Source organism: Bacillus sp. JJ1532 (assembly GCF_036965085.1).
Taxonomy (GTDB): Bacteria; Bacillota; Bacilli; order Bacillales; family Cytobacillaceae; genus Cytobacillus.
The window spans coordinates 23,499-45,202 of record NZ_JBALOW010000022.1 but is presented as its reverse complement, the minus strand read 5'-3'; the positions used below and the strand labels follow the sequence as shown (position 1 = coordinate 45,202).

Annotated in this window: 21 protein-coding genes and 2 riboswitches; of the genes, 20 read left to right on the top strand and 1 reads right to left on the bottom strand. The window is 39.2% G+C overall.

Annotation, left to right across the window (positions count from 1 at the left end; genetic code table 11):
* Nucleotides 1-164: 164 nt before the first annotated feature.
* Nucleotides 165-299, bottom strand: coding sequence for a YuzL family protein (locus tag V7122_RS09780; RefSeq protein WP_082677131.1), 135 nt, complete (start codon nt 297-299; stop codon nt 165-167).
* 257 nt (nt 300-556) lie between these two features.
* Between V7122_RS09780 and V7122_RS09775 the strand changes: the two genes are divergently transcribed.
* The 20 genes from V7122_RS09775 to V7122_RS09680 all read left to right on the top strand — a co-directional run bounded on the left by V7122_RS09775 (nt 557) and on the right by V7122_RS09680 (nt 21,657).
* A complete protein-coding gene (locus tag V7122_RS09775) occupies nt 557-2,941 on the top strand; it encodes a 3-hydroxyacyl-CoA dehydrogenase/enoyl-CoA hydratase family protein (RefSeq protein ID WP_335354164.1) in 2,385 nt (794 codons plus the stop codon).
* Between the two features lie 57 nt (nt 2,942-2,998).
* Entirely contained in the window at nt 2,999-4,174 is a 1,176-nt protein-coding gene (locus V7122_RS09770) for an acetyl-CoA C-acetyltransferase (protein WP_335354147.1), read from the top strand.
* A gap of 51 nt (nt 4,175-4,225) precedes the next feature.
* Complete coding sequence (locus V7122_RS09765) at nt 4,226-6,010, top strand: acyl-CoA dehydrogenase family protein (RefSeq protein WP_335354148.1); 1,785 nt, start codon at nt 4,226-4,228, stop codon at nt 6,008-6,010.
* Between the two features lie 227 nt (nt 6,011-6,237).
* Entirely contained in the window at nt 6,238-6,609 is a 372-nt protein-coding gene (locus tag V7122_RS09760) for an arsenate reductase family protein (protein WP_335354149.1), read from the top strand.
* A 79-nt stretch (nt 6,610-6,688) separates the two neighbouring features.
* On the top strand, nt 6,689-7,069 hold the full coding sequence (gene gcvH / locus V7122_RS09755; protein ID WP_335354150.1) for a glycine cleavage system protein GcvH: 381 nt from the start codon (nt 6,689-6,691) through the stop codon (nt 7,067-7,069).
* Between the two features lie 274 nt (nt 7,070-7,343).
* On the top strand, nt 7,344-7,700 hold the full coding sequence (locus V7122_RS09750; RefSeq protein WP_315666139.1) for a toprim domain-containing protein: 357 nt from the start codon (nt 7,344-7,346) through the stop codon (nt 7,698-7,700).
* Nucleotides 7,701-7,706: 6 nt separating this feature from the next.
* Entirely contained in the window at nt 7,707-8,015 is a 309-nt protein-coding gene (locus V7122_RS09745; protein WP_335354151.1) for a thioredoxin family protein, read from the top strand.
* Between the two features lie 135 nt (nt 8,016-8,150).
* Entirely contained in the window at nt 8,151-9,419 is a 1,269-nt protein-coding gene (locus tag V7122_RS09740) for an MFS transporter (RefSeq protein WP_335354152.1), read from the top strand.
* 118 nt (nt 9,420-9,537) lie between these two features.
* Nucleotides 9,538-9,924, top strand: a complete 387-nt coding sequence (locus tag V7122_RS09735) for a hypothetical protein (RefSeq protein ID WP_335526465.1) — start codon at nt 9,538-9,540, stop codon at nt 9,922-9,924.
* 91 nt (nt 9,925-10,015) lie between these two features.
* Nucleotides 10,016-10,115: riboswitch (SAM riboswitch) on the top strand.
* A 109-nt stretch (nt 10,116-10,224) separates the two neighbouring features.
* Entirely contained in the window at nt 10,225-11,541 is a 1,317-nt protein-coding gene (locus V7122_RS09730) for an O-acetylhomoserine aminocarboxypropyltransferase/cysteine synthase family protein (RefSeq protein ID WP_335354154.1), read from the top strand.
* Nucleotides 11,542-11,685: 144 nt separating this feature from the next.
* Nucleotides 11,686-11,791, top strand: a riboswitch (SAM riboswitch).
* 113 nt (nt 11,792-11,904) lie between these two features.
* Nucleotides 11,905-12,930, top strand: a complete 1,026-nt coding sequence (locus tag V7122_RS09725) for a methionine ABC transporter ATP-binding protein (RefSeq protein WP_335354155.1) — start codon at nt 11,905-11,907, stop codon at nt 12,928-12,930.
* Nucleotides 12,923-13,588 carry a methionine ABC transporter permease gene (locus tag V7122_RS09720; RefSeq protein WP_335354156.1) on the top strand — a complete coding sequence of 222 codons (666 nt, stop codon included), beginning with the start codon at nt 12,923-12,925 and terminating at the stop codon, nt 13,586-13,588. Before V7122_RS09725 ends, V7122_RS09720 begins: the two co-directional genes overlap by 8 nt.
* Before the next feature lie 16 nt (nt 13,589-13,604).
* Nucleotides 13,605-14,432, top strand: a complete 828-nt coding sequence (locus V7122_RS09715; RefSeq protein WP_335348186.1) for a MetQ/NlpA family ABC transporter substrate-binding protein — start codon at nt 13,605-13,607, stop codon at nt 14,430-14,432.
* A 197-nt stretch (nt 14,433-14,629) separates the two neighbouring features.
* The gene (locus V7122_RS09710) at nt 14,630-14,836 is read left to right on the top strand and encodes a hypothetical protein (protein WP_335354157.1); all 207 of its coding nucleotides are present in this window, start codon (nt 14,630-14,632) and stop codon (nt 14,834-14,836) included.
* Nucleotides 14,837-15,164: 328 nt separating this feature from the next.
* Nucleotides 15,165-15,950, top strand: coding sequence for a Fe-S cluster assembly ATPase SufC (sufC, locus tag V7122_RS09705; RefSeq protein WP_335354158.1), 786 nt, complete (start codon nt 15,165-15,167; stop codon nt 15,948-15,950).
* A gap of 18 nt (nt 15,951-15,968) precedes the next feature.
* Complete coding sequence (sufD, locus tag V7122_RS09700; RefSeq protein WP_335354159.1) at nt 15,969-17,276, top strand: Fe-S cluster assembly protein SufD; 1,308 nt, start codon at nt 15,969-15,971, stop codon at nt 17,274-17,276.
* Nucleotides 17,276-18,505, top strand: coding sequence for a cysteine desulfurase (locus V7122_RS09695; RefSeq protein WP_335354160.1), 1,230 nt, complete (start codon nt 17,276-17,278; stop codon nt 18,503-18,505). Before sufD ends, V7122_RS09695 begins: the two co-directional genes overlap by 1 nt.
* Nucleotides 18,495-18,923, top strand: coding sequence for a Fe-S cluster assembly sulfur transfer protein SufU (gene sufU / locus V7122_RS09690; RefSeq protein WP_335354161.1), 429 nt, complete (start codon nt 18,495-18,497; stop codon nt 18,921-18,923). Before V7122_RS09695 ends, sufU begins: the two co-directional genes overlap by 11 nt.
* Before the next feature lie 96 nt (nt 18,924-19,019).
* Entirely contained in the window at nt 19,020-20,417 is a 1,398-nt protein-coding gene (gene sufB, locus V7122_RS09685) for a Fe-S cluster assembly protein SufB (RefSeq protein WP_066291271.1), read from the top strand.
* A 394-nt stretch (nt 20,418-20,811) separates the two neighbouring features.
* Nucleotides 20,812-21,657 (top strand): DUF72 domain-containing protein, encoded by an 846-nt coding sequence (locus V7122_RS09680; RefSeq protein WP_335354162.1) that lies wholly within the window; start codon nt 20,812-20,814, stop codon nt 21,655-21,657.
* The last annotated feature ends 47 nt before the right edge of the window (nt 21,658-21,704 follow it).

Below are 21,704 nucleotides of genomic sequence, written 5' to 3'. Positions count from 1 at the left end.
ATTGCAAAAATCCGCTGAAGCGGGAACTACATGCACTGACTGGTGCCAAGTAAATGTAATTTCGGTTGATAACGGGCATCAGACCGTACAACAGATGCCCGTTATTGTAAAAATCCTCTAGAGCAGAAACCATAGGTAAACACTCTTCGAATGAATTGTTTAACTTAGCTCTTTTTAAACTGATTATTCTGGCTGTTCACTTTTCCGCCGCCATCTGCTTCAACAGTTGGTCCAGCATTCCCTTTTACACTTGCAGCACTGACCCCAGCCTTCGAAGGATTCTTTTTTCTTCTTGCCATTCACTAATCACCTCCATTAGTAGATTACCCAATATGGGCTTTTCCACTAGCAAAAATTAGCCGATAGTGGATTGTCTAATGTCAATTTATGACCGTTACCCGAAAAAAATATTTTTTCCAATATGTACAAAAAATATTGATTAAATATTTTAAATATTTTATAGTTATAAATAATAAGACTCATTCACGAGAAATTTTTTTGGTATAAAAATGAATGAGTGTTCATTCAAAATGTGTAAAAGGGGGAAATAAACTTGATCCAACAAATCAAAAAAGCAGCAGTTCTTGGTTCTGGAGTGATGGGCTCTGGTATTGCAGCTCACTTAGCGAATATTGGAATCCCAACACTATTGCTGGATATTGTACCTCGAGAATTAAATGAAACAGAGAAAGCAAAAGGGTTAACCCTTGATGATAAGGCAGTTAGAAATCGAATTAGTGAAGCAGGCCGCCAAAAGCTATTAAAGCAAAAACCCGCGCCGCTTACGTCTAAAGAGAATTTATCATTAATAGAAGCTGGTAACTTCGATGACGACATGGAGCGTTTAAAGGATGTTGATTGGGTCATTGAGGTTGTCGTTGAAAATCTCGATATTAAAAAGCAGGTTTTTGAAAAGGTAGATCGCTATAGAAAGCCTGGCAGTATCGTAAGTTCAAACACATCTGGAATTTCCGTTGAGGCGATGTCAGCAGGACGCTCTGAGGATTTTCAGAAGTATTTCCTCGGGACTCACTTTTTTAACCCGCCTCGCTATTTAAAGTTGTTAGAAGTTATTCCTACGAAAAACACTGATGCCAAAGTATTAAGCTTTATGAAGAAATTTGGCGAAGATAAGCTGGGCAAGGGCGTTGTTGAAGCGAAGGATACGCCAAACTTTATTGCTAACCGCATCGGGACGTACGGGCTGTTAGTCACTTTACAGGAAATGCTCAAAGGCGGCTATAGTGTTGGAGAAGTTGATTCCATTACAGGACCGTTAATCGGCCGGCCAAAAAGCGCAACCTTCAGAACACTTGATGTTGTCGGTTTAGATACATTTGTCCATGTAGCCAATAATGTCTATGAGCAAGTGGAAGACAAGGAAAAAGAAGTCTTCACAGTGCCAGACTTTATGAAAGAGATGCTTAATAAGGGCTGGCTAGGCAGCAAGACTGGCCAAGGGTTTTTCCTCAAGCAAGGGAAAGAGATTCTAGAGCTTGATCCAAACACTTTTGAATATGGGCCTCGGAAGAAACTGAAAACAGCGGCAACAGAATTAAGCAAGCAGGAAAAAGGCACAGCCAACAAAATGAAAGCGCTAATATATGCTGATGACCGTGCTGGCCAGCTACTATGGAATATATTAAGTCCGGCTCTACTTTATTCAGCTGAATTATTAGGAACCATTGCTGATGATGTTGTTGCAATTGATCAAGCAATGAAATGGGGCTTCGGCTGGGAGTTAGGACCATTTGAAATTTGGGATGCCATTGGTGTAGAAAAAGCCGTGAAGAAAATGGAAGAGGCTGGTTTAGAGGTTCCGGTTTGGGTAAAGGAAATGCTCGATAACGGTCATGCATCATTCTATAAAGAAGCCGAGGATGGAAATCTCTTTTTCTATGAAAATGGCGAATACAAGCCAGTAGTTGAAAATCCGAAGAAAATAAATTTAAAAAGATTGAAAAAACAAAAAGGCGTCATTAAAAAGAACAGCGGTGCAAGTCTTATTGATCTAGGCGATGGTGTTGCTTTGCTAGAGTTCCATTCTAAAAGCAATGCACTTGGTCTAGACAGTATCCAAATGATTAACTACTCCATTGATGAGGTAGAAAAGAATTTCAAGGGACTTGTAATCGGTAACCAAGGCAAGAACTTCAGCGTTGGTGCGAATCTTGCCATGATCCTGATGGAAGCACAGGATGATAATATTTATGAGCTTGACATGGTCGTCCGTCACTTCCAGCAGGCAATGATGAAAATTAAATACAGTTCTAAGCCAGTTGTTGCAGCTCCATTTGGCATGACGCTTGGAGGCGGATCAGAAGTTTGTCTCCCAACTGCGCATATTCAGGCTTCAAGCGAAACGTATATGGGGCTTGTGGAAGTTGGGGTAGGGCTGATTCCTGGCGGAGGCGGTAATAAAGAGCTTTATTTAAAGCATCTCAATAACCTGCCTAATGGGGTTGAATTTGATCTTCAAAAAGTTGCAAACAAAGTATTTGAATCGATTGCTATGGCAAAGGTTTCTACATCAGGGGATGAAGCACGCGAAAACAATTTTTTGAATGCTGCTGATGGTATTAGTGTGAATGGTGATCATTTACTTTATGATGCGAAGCAGGCAGTACTAGCTCTTTATGAAAGAGGCTATCAGCCGCCCATCCGCAAAAAGGTGCCAGTTGTTGGTGAAACGGGTTATGCAACTTTACTTTTAGGAGCACAGACAATGCTTTATTCTGGTTATATTTCAGAGCATGATCTAAAAATTGCGAAGAAGTTAGCTTATGTCATTGCAGGTGGAAAAGTACCTTTTGGAACTGAAGTGGATGAACAATATTTACTAGATTTAGAAAGAGAAGCCTTCCTAAGCCTGCTAGCTGAGCCAAAGACGCTGCAGCGCATGCAGCATATGCTCGTGAAAGGGAAGCCATTACGTAATTAATATAGTGGAAGAGTAATAGGGTTCATTTTTCAATAGATAAGAAAGAGAGGGAATAGAATGAAAGAAGCGGTTATCGTTGCAGGAGCCCGCACTCCGGTTGGCAAGGCAAAGAAAGGGACGCTCGCCAATGTAAGACCGGATGATTTAGGAGCCCTCGTTGTGCAGGAAACATTAAAGCGAGCAGGAAACTATGAGGGAAATATCGATGACTTAATTATTGGATGTGCCATGCCGGAAGCAGAGCAGGGCTTAAACATGGCTCGAAATATTGGGGCATTGGCTGGACTTCCATATAATGTTCCGGCGATCACTATTAATCGCTACTGCTCATCAGGATTACAATCCATTGCCTACGCAGCTGAGAAAATTATGATCGGACACGCAGACACAATCATTGCTGGCGGGGCTGAGTCAATGAGTCTTGTTCCGATGATGGGTCACGTGACTCGTCCCAATATTAAATTGGCGGAATCAGCTCCTGAGTATTATATGGGCATGGGTCACACAGCTGAAGAGGTTGCGAAAAAATACGGGATTTCCCGTGAAGATCAGGATGCCTTTGCCGTTCGAAGCCATCAAAAAGCAGCAAAAGCCATTCAAGAAGGAAAGTTTAAGGATGAAATCGTTCCCGTTGACGTAGCCTTACGATCAATTGGAAAAGACAATAAATTGATCGAAAAAAAGATTACATTTAGTCAAGATGAAGGTGTAAGAGCGGATTCTACGATTGAAACATTGGCTAAGCTTCGTCCAGCTTTTTCTGTTACTGGAACGGTAACAGCAGGGAATTCATCCCAGACAAGTGATGGAGCAGCAGCGGTCATGGTCATGGACCGTGAAAAAGCAGAATCAACTGGCTTGAAGCCAATGGCCAAATTCAGATCATTCGCTGTCGGCGGAGTGCCGCCAGAAATTATGGGAATTGGCCCAATTGTCGCTATCCCTAAAGCATTAAAGCTAGCAGGCCTTGAATTATCAGATATCGGACTATTTGAACTAAATGAAGCATTCGCTTCCCAATCGATCCAAATCATTCGAGAGTTAGGCTTAGACGAAGAAAAGATAAACGTGAACGGCGGCGCCATTGCACTAGGCCATCCGCTAGGGTGCACAGGGGCGAAACTTACACTATCGCTCATTCATGAAATGAAACGCCGCAATCAGCAATTCGGCATCGTCACCATGTGCATAGGCGGAGGAATGGGCGCAGCCGGAGTGTTCGAACTGCTATAGGGCATAGTCATAGAACATAACAGTCCAAAAAATTGAATGGAGGAAATAAAGATGTCTAATCAAACAGATAACCTAATTAAAGGTGGAAGTTTTTTAATCGAGGATCTTTCCTCTGATCGTGTGTTTACTCCAGAGGATTATACAGATGAGCATAAAATGATTGCGAAAACGACTGAGGAATTCGTCATAAATGAAGTTCTTCCAGAAGTAGAGTATTTAGAGAATCACGAATTTGATCGTACAGTCAAATTATTAAAGCAAGCGGGAGAGCTTGGACTTCTAGGTGCTGATGTTCCTGAAGAATACGGCGGTTTGGCATTAGATAAAGTAAGCTCGGCGCTCATCGCTGAAAAAATGGCGCGTGCAGGCGGTTTCTCTATCTCCCACGGGGCACATGTAGGAATTGGATCCCTTCCTATCGTTCTTTTCGGAACGGAGGAGCAGAAGAAGCAATACTTGCCAGATTTAGCTACTGGTGATAAGTTGGCAGCTTATGCTTTAACTGAGCCAGGCTCAGGTTCAGATGCACTAGGTGCAAGAACAACGGCTAAGCTTAATGCGGAAGGCACTCATTATGTTCTAAATGGTGAAAAGCAATGGATTACGAATTCTGCATTTGCAGACGTATTTGTTGTTTACGCAAAAGTGGACGGAGAGCATTTCTCAGCTTTTATCGTAGAAAGAGAGTTCCCAGGGGTATCTGTTGGTCCGGAAGAAAAGAAAATGGGAATTAAGAGCTCATCGACTCGTACATTAATTCTAGAAGATGCACTTGTGCCGAAGGAAAACCTGCTAGGAGAGCTAGGCAGAGGCCATATTATCGCATTTAACATCTTAAACATCGGCCGTTATAAATTAGGGGTTGGGGCTGTAGGAGGTTCAAAACGGGCATTTGAAATTACTGTACAGTATGCAAATCAGCGCCAGCAGTTCAAAACGCCAATCTCTCAATTTAATTTGACAAAGGAAAAGTTCGGAACAATGGCTTCAAAGATTTATGCTGCAGAAAGCTCTGTTTATCGTACAGTTGGGTTGTTTGAGGATCGCATGAGCAAGCTATCAGAAGAAGAGGTTAAGGATGGCAAGGAAGTAGCGAAATCCATTGCCGAATATGCCATTGAATGCTCACTAAATAAATTCTTCTCTACAGAGGTCCTTGATTACGTTGTGGATGAAGGTGTTCAAATTCATGGCGGCTATGGATTCATGGCTGAATACGAAATTGAAAGAGCGTATCGCGATTCCCGAATTAATCGAATTTTTGAAGGAACAAATGAAATTAACCGTCTATTAGTTCCAGGTACCTATATCCGTAAAGCGTTCAAGGGTGAGCTGCCATTATTCGAAAAAGCGATGGCTTTACAAGAGGAACTTATGATGATGATGCCTGAAGATCCTGGTGAAGAGCCTTTAGCTCAGGAGAAATATTTAGTGAAAAATGCAAAGAAAATTGGCTTGCTTGCTGCAGGATTAGCAGCCCAAAAATACGGCAAGGCTTTAGAAAAAGAGCAAGAGGTATTAGTGAATATTGCAGACATAATTTCAAATGCATATGCGATGGAATCAGCTGTTCTTCGTACCGAGAAAGCCATTGAAAAAGCAGGTTTAGAGAAGAGTAAGCAAAAGCTTCTTTATACACAAATCTTCTGTCAGGAAGCTTTTAATAAAATTGAACAGGATGCAAAAGAAACCCTTGTGGCTGTGGAAACTGGTGATGCTTTAAGAATGATGATTTCAGCTCTGCGTAAATTCACCCGTCACACACCAATTAATGTAATCGCGAAGAAACGTGAAGCAGCTGAAAAAATAATTGAAGCAGAGCGTTTTGTTTTATAGAAAAATAAAATAATAAGGGTCTGGCACTGTTGCTTCTGGCAATTGTGTCAGACCCTATTGTTGTTGGAAACAATCATCCAAAAAAATAATTTTCTAATAAAGAAGGATTATAGGGAATATTGTCGAATTATCCATTTGGTAGCCAAAGTTATGATTACATAAAAAATTATGGTACTATTTGATTTAATATGTGAAAATATTGGAATGATAATTTTGGTGGTGAAAAAATGGCTATGACATTTTATTGGTACCCGAAATGCGGTACTTGCCGAAAAGCTAAAAAGTGGTTAGATGATCACCAATTGGCCTATGAAGCTGTACATATTGCTGATAATCCGCCTTCCCGCAGCGAGTTAGAGGACCTTTATAAAAAAAGCGGGTTGGACTTAAAGAAATTCTTTAACACGAGCGGCATGAAATACCGTGAACTCGGTTTAAAGGATAAGGTCAAATCTTCGTCTGATGACGAATTGCTTGATTTGCTGGCTACTGATGGAATGCTGATTAAGCGTCCAATCCTTACAGATGGCCAGAAGGTAACTGTAGGCTTTAAGGAAGAGGATTACGAAAAATCTTGGCTTGTATTAAAAAAGGATTGAAAAACATCGTTCTTTTTGACATGATGAAGGAAGAGATCGATTACACGATCAATTATGAAAGAATAATGGAGGGTTTAGAATGAACACACCAAATGAATTACGTTATTCAGAAGAGCATGAGTGGGTAAAAACAGAAGGCGAGCAAGTACGTATTGGAATCACTGACTTTGCTCAATCTGAGCTAGGAGACATTGTATTCGTTGAGCTTCCAGAAGTGGGAGACGAAGTAACTGCGGACGAGCCTTTCGGAAGCGTTGAGTCTGTAAAAACAGTATCTGAGCTTTATTCACCAGTAAGCGGAAAGGTTGTCGCAGTTAATGAAGATTTAAGCGATAATCCTGAGTTCGTTAATGAATCTCCATACGAAAAAGCATGGATGATCGTTGTTGAGTTATCAGATACAAATCTTGATAAATTAATGACAGCTGAACAATATGAAGCAATGGTAAAAGAAGATTAATGAATAATTAGATCTTGCATTTGGACATTTTACATAGGTCTGTTTGCAGAGAGATGAAAGGGGTTTCCGTAATGGAAGCCTCTTTTTTCTGCTTAATAAATAATAGTCCCTTTAAGTATAAAAAGCATAAAGACATGTGCCAAACTAATAATAAATATAATAAGCAGGAGTCCAACACCATAGTCAAGAATATTGAATATGGTATGGTATATATATAACTTCCTTTCAAGGAGATTTTTTAGGGGAAAACTACAACTCAGTTCAGGTGATTATAATGGATGAGGCGGTTACAGAAAAAGTAATTATTGTAGAGGGTACAACGGATAAAAGAAAGGTACAGGCGATCGTAAGTGAGCCAGTTGAGATTATTTGCACGAACGGAACGATAGGTGTCACAAAACTGGATGAATTGATTGATATGCTATATGATAAAGATGTTTTTATATTGGTTGATGCAGATGCAGCTGGGGAAAAGCTTCGGAAACAATTTAAAAGAGAATTTCCAGAGGCTGAGCACCTTTATATCGATCGTATGTATCGCGAGGTTGCTACGGCTCCGGAACATCATCTTGCTACCGTGTTATTATCGGCTAATATAGATGTATACACAGAGTTTTTGGATAAAGGATGAGAATCATTGCAGGAATGGTCACGGGAGGAATTTGAAAAGCTTATCAAGAATCACAAATCAGGTTTGGTATATCTGTATACTCCTTTATGCGGTACGTGTCAGCTAGCCAGTAAAATGTTAACAGTTATAGAACAACTGCTGCCTGATCAGCTAATTGGGAAAGCCGATTTAAACTATATGTCTGAATTCGCTGAGCAGTTAGAGGTAGAAAGTGTGCCTTGCCTCATCATGATTAAAGATGGACATATTCAGGATAAACTGTACGCTTTTCATTCCGTTCCCTATTTATTAGATAGAATAAAGAGTGTTCTTTAAAATGCCAGGTCATTTTGCCTGGTATTTTTATTTTGGTTTTATTTTCTAAACATTCACTGATTATATATTTACAAGTGCTTCCATATTTATGTATTATATTTAGGGATACGAAATATTTTTTCAAGGAGAAACTACATGACATTTTATAGAGAATGGGCAAGCCAGATTAAAGGATATAATCATAATATTAGGCAGGCCATCTGGGCAAATGTCTATACGCAGATTGGTTTTGGAATATTTATGGTTATTTACAATTTTTACATTCGGGAGTTAGGCTTTACTGAAAGATTGAATGGTCAGATTATCTCCATGACTGCATTGGCCACGGCTCTAATTCTTGTTCCTGCGGGCATTATGAGTGACCGGATGGGGAGAAAAAAAGCTATACTCTTTGGAGCAACTGGGACTGGCATTGTGCTGTTATTTCGAGGTGTCATTGAAATCCAATCACTTCTGCTTTTGTTTGCCTTTTTAACGGGAATAACGTCTGCATTTCTTCAAGTTTCGCTTATCCCTTGGCTTGCTGAGAACTCTAAGCCTGAACAGCGGGTCCATTTATTTAGTATGCATTTCGCGGTTATGACAGGAGCTAATGTTATCGGAAATTTAAGCGGCGGAATCTTAACAGATTTATTTTCATTTTTTACAACATCATTGATTAGTATTCGAATTACACTAATAATTGGGGGTATTTTCTTTCTTATAGGTGTACTTCCAGTTACACGATTTAAGGAAACTAGTTCTTCAAATGCAAAATTTCAAGAGAAGCAAACAATATATAAGAAGAAATTTTATAAAAGTGATGGCTTTAAAATGATAGGGCTTTTTGCAATTGCCCAGCTTCTCATCGGAATTGGTGCTGGATTAGTGATTCCCTATCTCAATCTATATTTTGCAGATCGTTTTTCTGCTTCCAACACAGCAATCGGTTTCATTATTTCAATGGGTCAGGCTGCAACAGCGGTTGCTATGATCATTGGACCAATTGTTGTTCGAAAGGTAGGGGAGGTGAAGGCTGTAGTCATTCTTCAACTCATGTCACTGCCATTTCTCCTTCTCACAGCTTACACGGAAAATTTATTACTAGCCGCACTCGGATTTTTATTTAGACAGGCGCTGATGAATGCGGGAAACCCCATTCAAATGTCGCTCATGATGTCTAAAGTAGGTGACTCTTATAAAGGTTTAGCGAATTCTGTAAACCAAATGGTATTTAATTTAGGGTGGGCAACAATGGGCCCTGTATCTACAGGGATTGTGATAAAGTATGGGTCCTATTGGGGATATGCGCTTGTTTTTTCTATTACTGCTTCGTTATATCTAGTAGGATCGATTTATTTTTATCTAGTATTTAAGAACCATAATAAGACAAAAAAAGCGATATCCACCGTCAATGCAGTTTAATACATGCAAATAAAAGATATATTTCTCGGGAAATGAAAGACAATGCTGAAAGTAGTCGAGGCATTGTCTTTTTTTGCTTTTATTCTGTCGAACAGAAATAAGAGGGATGTCGTTGCTTTTGTTGAATGTAGATACAGAAGAAAAAATAATATGTTCGTTTTTAGAGGTGATGGAAATGGAAAAGATGGCTGCTTCATTTATTGAAGAGGTTAAGAGTAAATCGCATTTACAGAAATTATTAGCCGATTCCTCCTTATTAATTTGTATCAAAGCCGGGGATATAGAGGTTCCGTTAAAATTTTTGGATGGCCATATTTCCATTTATCCAGATATTCAGAAACAACAATTTGATGCCATCATATCAGGATCTAAAGAAAGCATTCATGCCATTTTAACAGGAAGTGAAAAATTAAGAGAGGCAATAAGGTGGAAGAAGGTATCAGTCGACTCAACCTTCCGTAAAATATTGCTGTTAGAATCTCTTTTCTTTTTATCTAAAAAATAATTATTAAATCAGAAATTTCTAAAATATACCTTGACTGCCTAAAATCAATATGATAGTATCGCTATAATAACTTAGGTATAACAATTAAATATTCTTATCAAGAGAGGTGGAGGGACTGGCCCTACGAAGCCCGGCAACCGGTATTTACGCGGTGCCAATTCCAGCAGAGCAATTGCTCTGATAGATAAGAAGAGATGATATCAACCCTCTTCTTATGAAGAGGGTTTTTTCGACTCTTCTTTTATAAGTAAAAGAATTAGTAAATCAAACATTTGCACATGAAAAAGGGAGAGATGAAAAATGTCAGAAAAACAAAAGAACTATCGATTTGAGACATTAGGTGTACATGGGGGCCTTCAGCCGGATCCTGTAACAGGGGCAAGAGCTGTGCCAATTTACCAAAACAATGCTTATCAATTTAAAAACACAGAACATGCAGCTAATTTATTTGGCTTGAAGGAAACTGGGTATATTTATACTCGTATTCACAACCCAACTACTACAGTTTTTGAAGAAAGGGTTGCCTTGTTAGAAGGGGGAGTTGGTGCCCTAGCGGTGGCTAGCGGAATGGCCGCCATTACACTAGCCATTTTGAATATTGCTGAAGCTGGGGATGAGATTGTTTCAGCCTCGAACCTTTATGGGGGAACTTATAATCTGTTTGCTGTGACACTGCCTAAATACGGCATTAAAGTAAAATTTGTCGACCCTGAGGATCCTGAAAACTTCCGAAAAGCTATTACTGAAAAAACAAAGGCTGTCTTTGCTGAAACGATTGGAAATCCAAGCTTAAAGGTGTTAGATATTGAAAAGGTAGCGGAAATCGCACACGAGAATGGGGTTCCACTTATTATTGACAATACATTCGCGACTCCATATTTATGCAGGCCGATAGAATTTGGAGCGGATATTGTCGTCCACTCCGCTACAAAATGGCTGCTGGGAAATGGAACAACAACTGGAGGAATCATTGTAGACGGTGGAAAGTTCGATTGGAATTCTCCTAAATTCCCTGGATTCACTCAGCCAGACCCAAGCTATAATAACCTTGTGTATAGTGAGGCATTAGGTGCCGTTGCCTATATTATTAAAGCTAGAGTTCAACTTCTTAGAGACCTTGGTCCTGCATTAAGCCCGCAAAATGCCTTCCAATTTACACTTGGACTTGAAACACTTCATGTGCGGATGAAGGAGCATATTGCTAATACGAAGAAAGTGGTAGAATATTTAGAAGCTCATCCAGCAATTAATTGGGTCCTGTATCCTGGAAGTGACAATCATCCGGATAAAGCATTAGTGGATAAGTATTTGCCAAAGGGTGCAGGTTCTGTAGTCGTATTTGGTATCGAAGGCGGAAGAGAAGCTGGAGCGGCTTTCATTAATACTCTTGAGCTATGGGCACATGTTGCAAACGTTGGCGATGCGAAAAGCTTAGTTATTCACCCGGCAAGTACAACGCATCAGCAGCTTGACACAGAAGGGCTGAAGGCTGCAGGTGTTCCTGAGGATCTAGTCCGCCTATCTATCGGAATTGAAAATGTTGAGGACCTTATTGAAGATTTAGAGCAAGCAATTGAGGCAGCAACAGGCATTGCCTCGCTAACTGCAAAAGCATAATTATTTAAGGCACTAAACATAAGTAAAAAGATATATAATTCCAATATTTTACCGTTGACTCCCTCTTTATACCATGATACGATATCAATCATAATTATTGATTAGCTAAATTAGATTAAAATTTAATTGAATATAGATGTAATGCTCTTATCAAGAGAGGTGGAGGGATGTGCCCGATGAAACCCGGCAACCGTCATTTTATGAAATGGTGCCAATTCACACAAAGCAAACTTGCTTTGGAAGATGAGGGGAAGGATAAAGTCGTAATGCCTTTCTGCTCATAACAGAAAGGCATTTTCTTGTTATTTCTCTATATTCATCTATTATGATATTGTAAATGGGATTTAGAGAGGGTGAGCAGTTATGATCTCAATCAAAAATGTCCAAAAGATATTTCCTTCTAAACAAGGCCAAGTCACTGCAGTAGACAACGTGAATTTAGAAGTCAACGAAGGAGAAATCTTTGGTGTCATTGGCTATAGCGGGGCTGGAAAAAGTACATTAATTCGAATGCTAAATGGACTTGAAATTCCATCAAGCGGGAACGTTGTCGTAGCTAATAATGAAGTTTCACATATAAAAGGCAAGAGTTTAAGAAAAGCAAGACAGGATATCAGCATGATTTTCCAACATTTCAACCTGCTTTGGTCTAGAACAGTTAGACAAAATATTGCATTTCCACTTGAAATTGCTGGTGTAGCAAAAGAGGAAAGATTAAAACGAGTGGATGAACTCATTAAGCTTGTTGGGCTGGAAGGAAGAGAGAATGCCTATCCCTCTCAACTGAGCGGAGGGCAAAAACAGCGTGTCGGTATTGCTAGAGCACTGGCAAACAATCCGAAAGTGTTGTTATGTGATGAAGCCACATCTGCACTTGATCCAGAAACGACAGATTCGATTCTTGAATTATTAGTAGATATTAATGAGCGATTGGGATTAACGATTGTCCTGATTACACATGAAATGCATGTTATTCGCAAGATTTGCCATCGAGTTGCAGTGATGGAAAGCGGAAAAATAGTCGAAATTGGTCCAGTTTTAGAAGTATTTAAAAATCCGCAGGAGCCAATTACAAAGCGTTTTCTCCAGCAAGTAACGGAACCGGAGGAAACACAAGAGACGATTGAACATCTTCTTGAGAAATATCCTGAAGGTCAAGTAGTTCAGTTAACCTTTGTAGGAGATTCTACAGGACAGCCTTTAATCACTGAATTAATTCGAAAATACGATATAACTGTGAATATTTTGCAAGGGAAAATTTCACATACACAAAATGGCTCATATGGTACCCTTTTTATTCATTTGGAAGGTACTGAGTCAGAGGTTGCAAGTGCAATTGAGTTTATTGGCTTGCAGCAAGTGGGTGTGGAGGTGATTGCAAATGGCTGATTTCATTGAGATGATTAAATGGGAAAAATTAATAATTGCAACCCAAGAAACCATTTATATGACAACTATTTCAGTACTTGCAACATTTATAATAGGATTGTCACTTGGATTGCTCTTATTTTTGACAGATAAAGGTAATATGTGGGAAAATAAATTTTTCAACACGATCATTGCTGCTATAGTGAATATTTTTAGATCTATTCCCTTTATTATCTTAATTGTCTTACTTATCCCTTTTACAAAATTATTACTTGGAACTATACTTGGCGCAAACGCAGCATTGCCTGCACTAATAATAGGAGCTGCTCCTTTTTACGCAAGGATGGTTGAAATTGCATTAAGAGAAATCGATAAAGGTGTCATTGAAGCATCGCAATCGATGGGGGCTAGCCACAGCCAAATTATTTTCAAAATACTAATCCCTGAATCTTTACCGGCATTAATATCAGGTATCACAGTTACTGCTATTTCATTAGTAGGTTTTACTGCAATGGCAGGGGTCATTGGTGCAGGTGGTTTAGGACATTTCGCTTATCTTGAAGGTTTTCAGCGCAATAATTCAGTTGTTACATTAGTTGCAACCATAGCCATTCTAATAGTAGTATTTATCATCCAATTCGTTGGTGATTATTTTACAAAGAAAACAGACAAACGATAATTAAGGAGAGAAAAAAATGAAAAAAGTATTAAGTTTTTTAGTAATTGCATTACTTTCTGTCGCTTTAGCTGCTTGCGGCGGTAAAAAAGAAGAGCCTACTAGTGAAGGTGGGAATAAAAAATTAGTGGTTGGTGCTTCAGCGGTTCCACATGCAGAAATTCTTGAAGAAGCAAAACCTTTATTAGCTGAAAAGGGCATTGATTTAGAAATTAAAGTTTTTACTGATTATATTTTGCCGAATGTAACATTAAGAGATAAAGAACTTGATGCGAATTACTTCCAAACTCCTGGGTATCTTGAACTTGAAATGGAACAAAATAAAGATTATGACTTTGTAAGCGTTGGGGAAATTCATAAAGAACCAATTGGTGTTTATTCGAAGAAATATAAAAGTTTGAAAGATCTTCCAGACGGTGCCAAAATTATTATGAGTGATTCATTTAGTGACCACGGACGTATTTTACCAATTTTTGAAAGAGAAGGCGTTATTAAACTGAAAGAAGGAGTCGGAGCTTCAGCAAGAGTTGAAGACATTGTTGAAAATCCAAAGAACCTAGATTTCTCTACATTAATTGAAGCGAAATTATTAGCTACTTCGTTTGAAAGCGGAGAAGGGGATGCGGTCGTAATCAATACGAACTATGCACTAGAAGGCGATGTAAATATTAAAGAAGATGGAATAGCATTTGAGGGCAGTGATGTTGTTCCTGCAAACTTAGTTGTTGTTCGTTCTGAGGACAAAGACCGTGAAGAAATTAAGGCATTAGTGGAAGTTCTTAAGTCAAAAGAAATCCAAGACTTTATTCAAGAGAAATACCAAGGTGCCGTAACTTCAGTTCAATAATAAACATCAAAAAGCAGACACAAAGTTGTCTGCTTTTTTGGCGCTTATGATCATAAAAAAAATTGATATTTTGAGCATGATATGAATGTAAGCGTTTTAATGGCGAATTTTAAGTTCTCCGCAAAAAAAATCGTTTTATTTCGACATTGTCAATGAAAAGTCGTGGATGTAAAATCTCTATATGAATTTAAATCGCTATGTTGAAAGGATTGGTTTTTATTAACCAGCTACACTTAAATTATACGAGCGGTATGGAGAGAGCAATGCGTGGAGCCCATGGTGTCGGATATGCATTGTATAGCCAAAAACACGATGTAAGACTGAAGGTTGAAAAAAAGCGTCAAGAAGAATATGTAAAGAGCCAGCGCATGCTCGCAGGTTTTGAAAGAAAGATTCATTCTTAAAATCAAACATATATTAATGAAGAAAAGGGGATTCAGTATTTTATACTAATCCTCTTTTTTTTTTGCAAAAGTGAAAAAAAGCATGGCAATTTCATTTATACATGAACATAATGGATAAGGGTAACATTAAAAAATGGTATCTAAAAAAGTAATTCTTTCACCATGAAAAATGGTAATAGGTTTACAACACGTACGAAGTGTTAACTTATTGAAAGAGTTGCTAATACTTTTCATTTGTTATAAGATTGTAATGAGAATAAAATGAGAATAGAGGGTTGCGGCGCTTTGCCGTAAGATAAAATCTTCTTTTATTGATGGAGGTATCGTAATGGCGGGTTCTAAATTAACAATTAATGATCTTCATGTTGAAATTGAAGGCAAAGAAATATTAAAAGGTGTAAATCTTGAAATTAAGGGTGGAGAAATCCATGCCATCATGGGACCTAACGGAACAGGAAAATCTACACTTTCCTCTGCAATTATGGGTCATCCAAAATATGAAGTAACAAAAGGAAGCGTTACTTTAGATGACGAAGATGTTCTTGAGATGGAAGTGGATGAGCGTGCGCGTGCAGGCCTATTCTTAGCTATGCAATACCCTAGTGAAATTAGTGGTGTTACTAATGCAGACTTTTTACGTTCAGCTATTAATAGCCGTCAAGAGGAAGGAAATGAAATTTCTTTAATGAAGTTCATCCGCAAAATGGACAGCCAAATGGAATTCCTTGAAATGGATCCGGATATGGCACAGCGTTATTTAAATGAAGGATTCTCTGGCGGAGAGAAGAAGCGTAATGAAATTCTACAACTTATGATGCTTGAGCCAAAATTCGCTATTCTGGATGAAATCGATTCAGGTCTTGATATTGACGCCTTAAAAGTTGTTTCTAATGGTATCAATCAAATGCGTGGAGAAAGTTTCGGTTGCTTAATTATTACACACTACCAACGTCTTCTAAACTACATCACTCCTGACCATGTACATGTTATGATGCAAGGACGCATTGTAAAATCAGGCGGTCCTGAGCTAGCACAGCGTCTTGAGGCAGAAGGATATGACTGGATTAAGAAAGAGCTAGGTATTGAAGATGAAACGGTTGGCCAAGAAGCGTAATTGTTAGGAGGATCCATTATGTCGACAGAAACAAAATTATTTGATAAGGAATACGTAAGTTCCTTTTCAAAAGATATGGGTGAACCAGCATGGCTAACAGAGTTTCGCTTGAAAGCCCTTGAAAACTCTGAAAATCTGCCAATGCCAAAACCTGATAAAACGAGTATAAAAAACTGGAACTTAACACAGTTCGAGCAGCATATTGTAGGCAGTGAAGACTATACTTCTTTAAATGAGCTTCCAGAAGATGTGAAAACATTAATAAAGCTCGAGGCTGCAGAACAAAATTTATATATTCAGCGTAACAATAGACCAACATATATTTCTGTTTCAAAAGACCTGCAGGATAAGGGTGTTATCTTTACTGACATTTTTACAGCAGCGAGAGAACATAGTGATTTACTCCAAAAGTATTTTATGACTGAGGGCGTAAAAGCAGATGAGCATAAATTAACTGCCTTGCATGCAGCCTTAGTAAATGGCGGAGTCTTCCTATACGTGCCAAAAAATGTCGAGGTTGCTGAACCAATTCAGGCAGTCTTTGTTCACGATAATGATAAGGCAACTCTTTTCAATCACGTGATTGTTGTTGCTGAGGATAATAGTTCTGTTACTTATGTTGAAAACTATGTATCCACTATGGAAGCTGCTAGCGGGGTATTTAATATAGTAACGGAGGTTCTAGCTAAGGCTGGTGCCAAAGTTCAATATGGTGCGGTTGATACACTTGCTAAAGGACTAACTGGATATGTAAACCGCCGTGGTGTTGCAGGCAGAGATGCTCGTATTGAGTGGGCTCTTGGATTAATGAATGACAGCAACACGATCTATGAAAATGTAACAAACTTAATGGGCGATGGCTCATTCGGTGATACGAAAACAGTTGTAGTTGGACGTGGAGATCAAACTCAAAACTTTACAACAAGTATTGTTCATTTTGGTAAAAATACAGAAGGCTTTATCTTGAAGCACGGTGTGATGAAGGATTCTGCTACATCTATCTTTAACGGTATTGGAAAAATCGAGCACGGCGCATCTAAATCTAATGCGGTACAAGAATCTCGCGTTTTAATGCTAAATGAAAAGGCACGTGGAGATGCGAACCCAATTCTATTAATTGATGAAGATGATGTAACAGCAGGGCACGCAGCATCTGTTGGACGTGTAGATCCGCTTCAACTCTATTATTTAATGAGCCGCGGAATTCCAAAGACTGAAGCAGAGCGACTTGTTATTCATGGATTCCTTGCACCGGTCGTAAATGCACTTCCGATTGAAGGAGTTAGCAAGCAGCTTGTGGAAGTTATTGAAAGGAAAGTAAGATAATGAATATCCAGGATATTCGCAAACAATTTCCAATTTTACATCAGGAAGTCAATGGGAACCCGCTTGTTTATCTGGACAGTGCCGCAACATCACAAAAGCCTGTTCAAGTCATTGAAGCGGTAGATAAATATTATCGTGAATATAACTCAAATGTGCACAGAGGCGTTCATACGCTTGGAACGAGAGCGACTGACGGCTATGAAGGTGCTAGAGAAAAGGTACGAAAATTTATCAATGCGAAATCAACGGAAGAAATTATTTTTACTAGAGGAACAACAACAGCCCTTAACTTAGTTGCTTCAAGTTACGCGAGAGCAAACCTTAAAGAGGGCGATGAAATTGTTATCTCATATATGGAGCATCATAGTAATATCATTCCTTGGCAGCAAGTTGCGAAACATACGGGTGCCGTTCTGAAGTATATACCTCTTCAGGAGGATGAAACGATTTCTCTCGATGATGTGAGAGAACTTGTTACTAGCAATACTAAGATCGTATCGATTATGCATGTTTCCAATGTACTAGGTGTTGTGAACCCAGTTAAAGAAATTGCGAAAATTGCTCATGAAAATGGAGCAGTCATGGTTGTGGATGGCGCTCAAAGTGCACCCCATTTAAAAGTGGATGTCCAAGATTTAGACTGTGATTTCTTTGCTTTATCAGGTCATAAAATGTGCGGCCCGACAGGCATTGGCGTTCTTTATGGCAAAAAGCAGTTTCTTGAGAGTATGGAACCGATTGAATTCGGCGGGGAAATGATTGATTTTGTCGGATTATACGAATCTTCTTGGAAAGAGCTCCCTTGGAAGTTTGAAGGTGGCACGCCAATTATTGCTGGAGCAATTGGACTAGGGGCAGCTATTGATTTCCTACAAGAGATTGGTTTAGAACATATTGAGGCTCATGAGCATAAGCTTGCTGCTTATGCACTGGAAAAAATGTCACAGGTTGAAGGCATCACGATTTACGGACCGAAAGATGCATCAAAACGTACGGGTGTAGTTACTTTTAACCTTGATGATGTTCACCCTCATGACGTTGCAACTGTATTGGATGCTGAAGGAATTGCTGTCCGTGCTGGCCATCATTGTGCACAGCCGCTAATGAAATGGCTGAAAGCTTCGGCGACAGCGCGAGCAAGCTTCTATCTGTACAATACAGAAGAAGAGATTGATAAGCTTGTTAAAGGGCTTGTCAAAACAAAGGAGTATTTCAGCGATGTCTTCTAATAATTTAGATACTCTATACAGACAAGTAATCATGGACCATTACAAAAATCCCCGTAATAGAGGGGTCCTAGAAGATGATAGCTTAACGATTAATATGAATAACCCGACATGCGGGGACCGTATTCAATTGACGTTAAAGCTTGATGAGGGAAAAGTAGTGGATGCGAAATTTGAAGGGGAAGGCTGCTCGATTTCCATGTCTTCTGCTTCCATGATGACTCAAGCAATAAAAGGCCTTAACATTGATGATGCATTGAAGCTTTCAGAGGTTTTCTCACATATTATGCAGGGAAAAGAGTATGATGTTGATTTAGACCTCGGAGATATCGAAGCTTTGCAGGGTGTTGCCAAATTCCCAGCGCGAATTAAGTGTGCAACACTAGCATGGAAGGCAATGGAAAAAGGCCTGAAAGAATAATTGAAATAACCGTTAATCTAATGCTGTCTTGGGCTTAAAATATATTTGCGATAGGGGACCGATCTCTCCTTTTGCAACGAATGGAGGAATACGACGATGGCAAAAAAGATGCCTGAAATCGGCGATTATAAATATGGTTTTGCCGACAAAGACGTTTCCATTTTCCGATCAAAACGCGGACTGACTAAAGAAATTGTTGAAGAAATCTCTAAGATGAAGGAAGAGCCACAATGGATGCTTGACTTCCGTTTGAAATCTTTAGAGCATTTCTACAGCATGCCAATGCCGCAGTGGGGCGGAGATTTAGCGTCATTAAACTTTGATGAAATTACGTACTATGTAAAACCATCTGAGAAAACAGAGCGTTCTTGGGATGAAGTTCCTGAAGAAATCAAGCAAACGTTTGATAAGCTTGGTATTCCAGAAGCAGAACAAAAGTATTTAGCAGGGGTTTCTGCTCAATACGAATCAGAGGTTGTTTACCATAACATGCAGGAAGATCTTGTAGCACAAGGAATCGTATTTAAAGATACAGATTCTGCTCTTCGTGAAAATGAAGATATTTTCCGTGAGCACTGGGCGAAGGTTATTCCTCCAACAGACAATAAGTTTGCTGCACTAAACTCTGCTGTTTGGTCTGGCGGTTCCTTCATCTACGTTCCAAAAGGAATTAAGGTTGAAACGCCATTACAGGCTTATTTCCGCATCAACTCTGAAAACATGGGGCAATTTGAGCGTACATTAATTATTGTTGATGAAGGCGCACATGTTCACTATGTAGAAGGCTGTACAGCTCCGGTTTATACAACTAACTCTCTTCACAGTGCAGTTGTAGAAATCATCATTAAGAAGGATGCATATTGCCGCTATACAACGATCCAAAACTGGGCTAACAACGTATATAACCTTGTTACTAAGCGGGCTGTTTGTGAAGCGAACGCAACAATGGAATGGATCGACGGCAATATCGGTTCTAAATTAACAATGAAATACCCAGCTGTTATTTTAAAAGGAGAAGGCGCTCGCGGTATGACTCTTTCCATCGCATTAGCAGGTAAAGGTCAGCACCAGGACGCAGGGGCAAAAATGATTCACCTTGCACCTAACACTTCTTCTACGATCGTATCGAAATCGATCTCTAAGCAAGGCGGTAAAGTAACATACCGCGGAATCGTCCAATTCGGTCGTAAAGCGGATGGAGCGCGTGCCAATATCGAGTGTGATACGTTAATCATGGATAATCAATCAACTTCTGATACAATTCCATATAATGAAATCATGAATGATAACATCTCTTTAGAGCACGAAGCGAAGGTTTCCAAAGTTTCTGAAGAGCAATTATTCTACCTTATGAGCCGCGGCATTTCCGAGGAAGAAGCAACAGAAATGATCGTAATGGGCTTCATCGAGCCATTTACGAAAGAGCTTCCAATGGAATACGCTGTTGAAATGAACCGCTTGATTAAGTTCGAGATGGAAGGTTCTATCGGTTAATATAATACGAAAATCCGCTTGTCTTCATTGGCAGGCGGATTTTTTTAACTCCTAGTAAAGAATGCTTATACATTTACCGAAAGGGTCAAAAGTGAGCCCAAATGGTAAAAGGGAAGCTTGTTCATTTACCGCAAAGGAAAAAAAGGGAACCCAAATGGTAAAAGCAAAGCTTGTTCATTTACCAAAAAGGAAAAAAGGGAGTCCAAACGGTAATAGTAAAGCTTGTTCATTAACCGAAAAGGAAAAAAGGAAGCCCAAACGGTAAAAGCAAAGCCTGTTCATTTACCGAAAAAGATAAAAGGAAGCCTTAACGGTAAAAACAAAGCTTGTTCATTTACTAAAATAGGAAAGAAACAGTTCAAGTATGCTAATATGTTCACAAGGAGGTGCCCCTATGATTCTAATCGGTTTAACAGGATGGGGAGATCATGATAGCTTATATACTCAAAATATTTCTCCACGGGATAAATTAAAGGAATATAGCGGTTATTTTCCTACAGTGGAAGTGGATGCATCATTCTATGCCATACAGCCAAAAAGAAATTCAGAGAGATGGGTGAAAAATACTCCTGATACTTTTCAGTTTATTGTTAAAGCTTACCAGGGAATGACTGGTCATGAAAGAGGGGAAATTCCTTTTCAAGATAAGGATGAAATGTTTGCCGCTTTTAAAGACTCTTTACAGCCATATATAGAAGGAAATAAATTAGCGATGATCCTTTTTCAATTTCCTCCTTGGTTCGACTGTAGGAAGCAGAATGTAGACTATTTGCGCTGGTGTAAAGAAAAGATGGGGGATCTCCCATGTGCACTAGAATTCAGGCACCAGTCATGGTTTAAACCCGAGTACAAGGAAAAAACGATTCAATTTATCAAGGAAGAAAATTGGATCCATTCTATTTGTGATGAACCTCAGGCTGGAGAGGGCTCTGTACCAACTGTGTTAGAAACGGCTAATAATGAGAAAGTGCTCATTCGCTTTCATGGCAGGAATGTTCACGGCTGGCTTAAGAAAAATGCTGATAACTGGCGGGAAGTCAGATATTTATATCGCTATAGCCATCAAGAGCTTTCTGAATGGGTTAAGCACCTCAAGAATTTGGAAGAAGCCTGCAAAAAGGTATATGTCGTTTTTAATAATAATTCTGGCGGAGACGCAGCGGACAATGCCTTGCAGCTAATTGATTTATTGAATATAGAATATAAGGACTTAGCCCCACGTCAATTAAACCTTTTTTAGCTGACCGCCAAGTAAATTTTTTCCACAAACTAGTCTAGCAATTAATA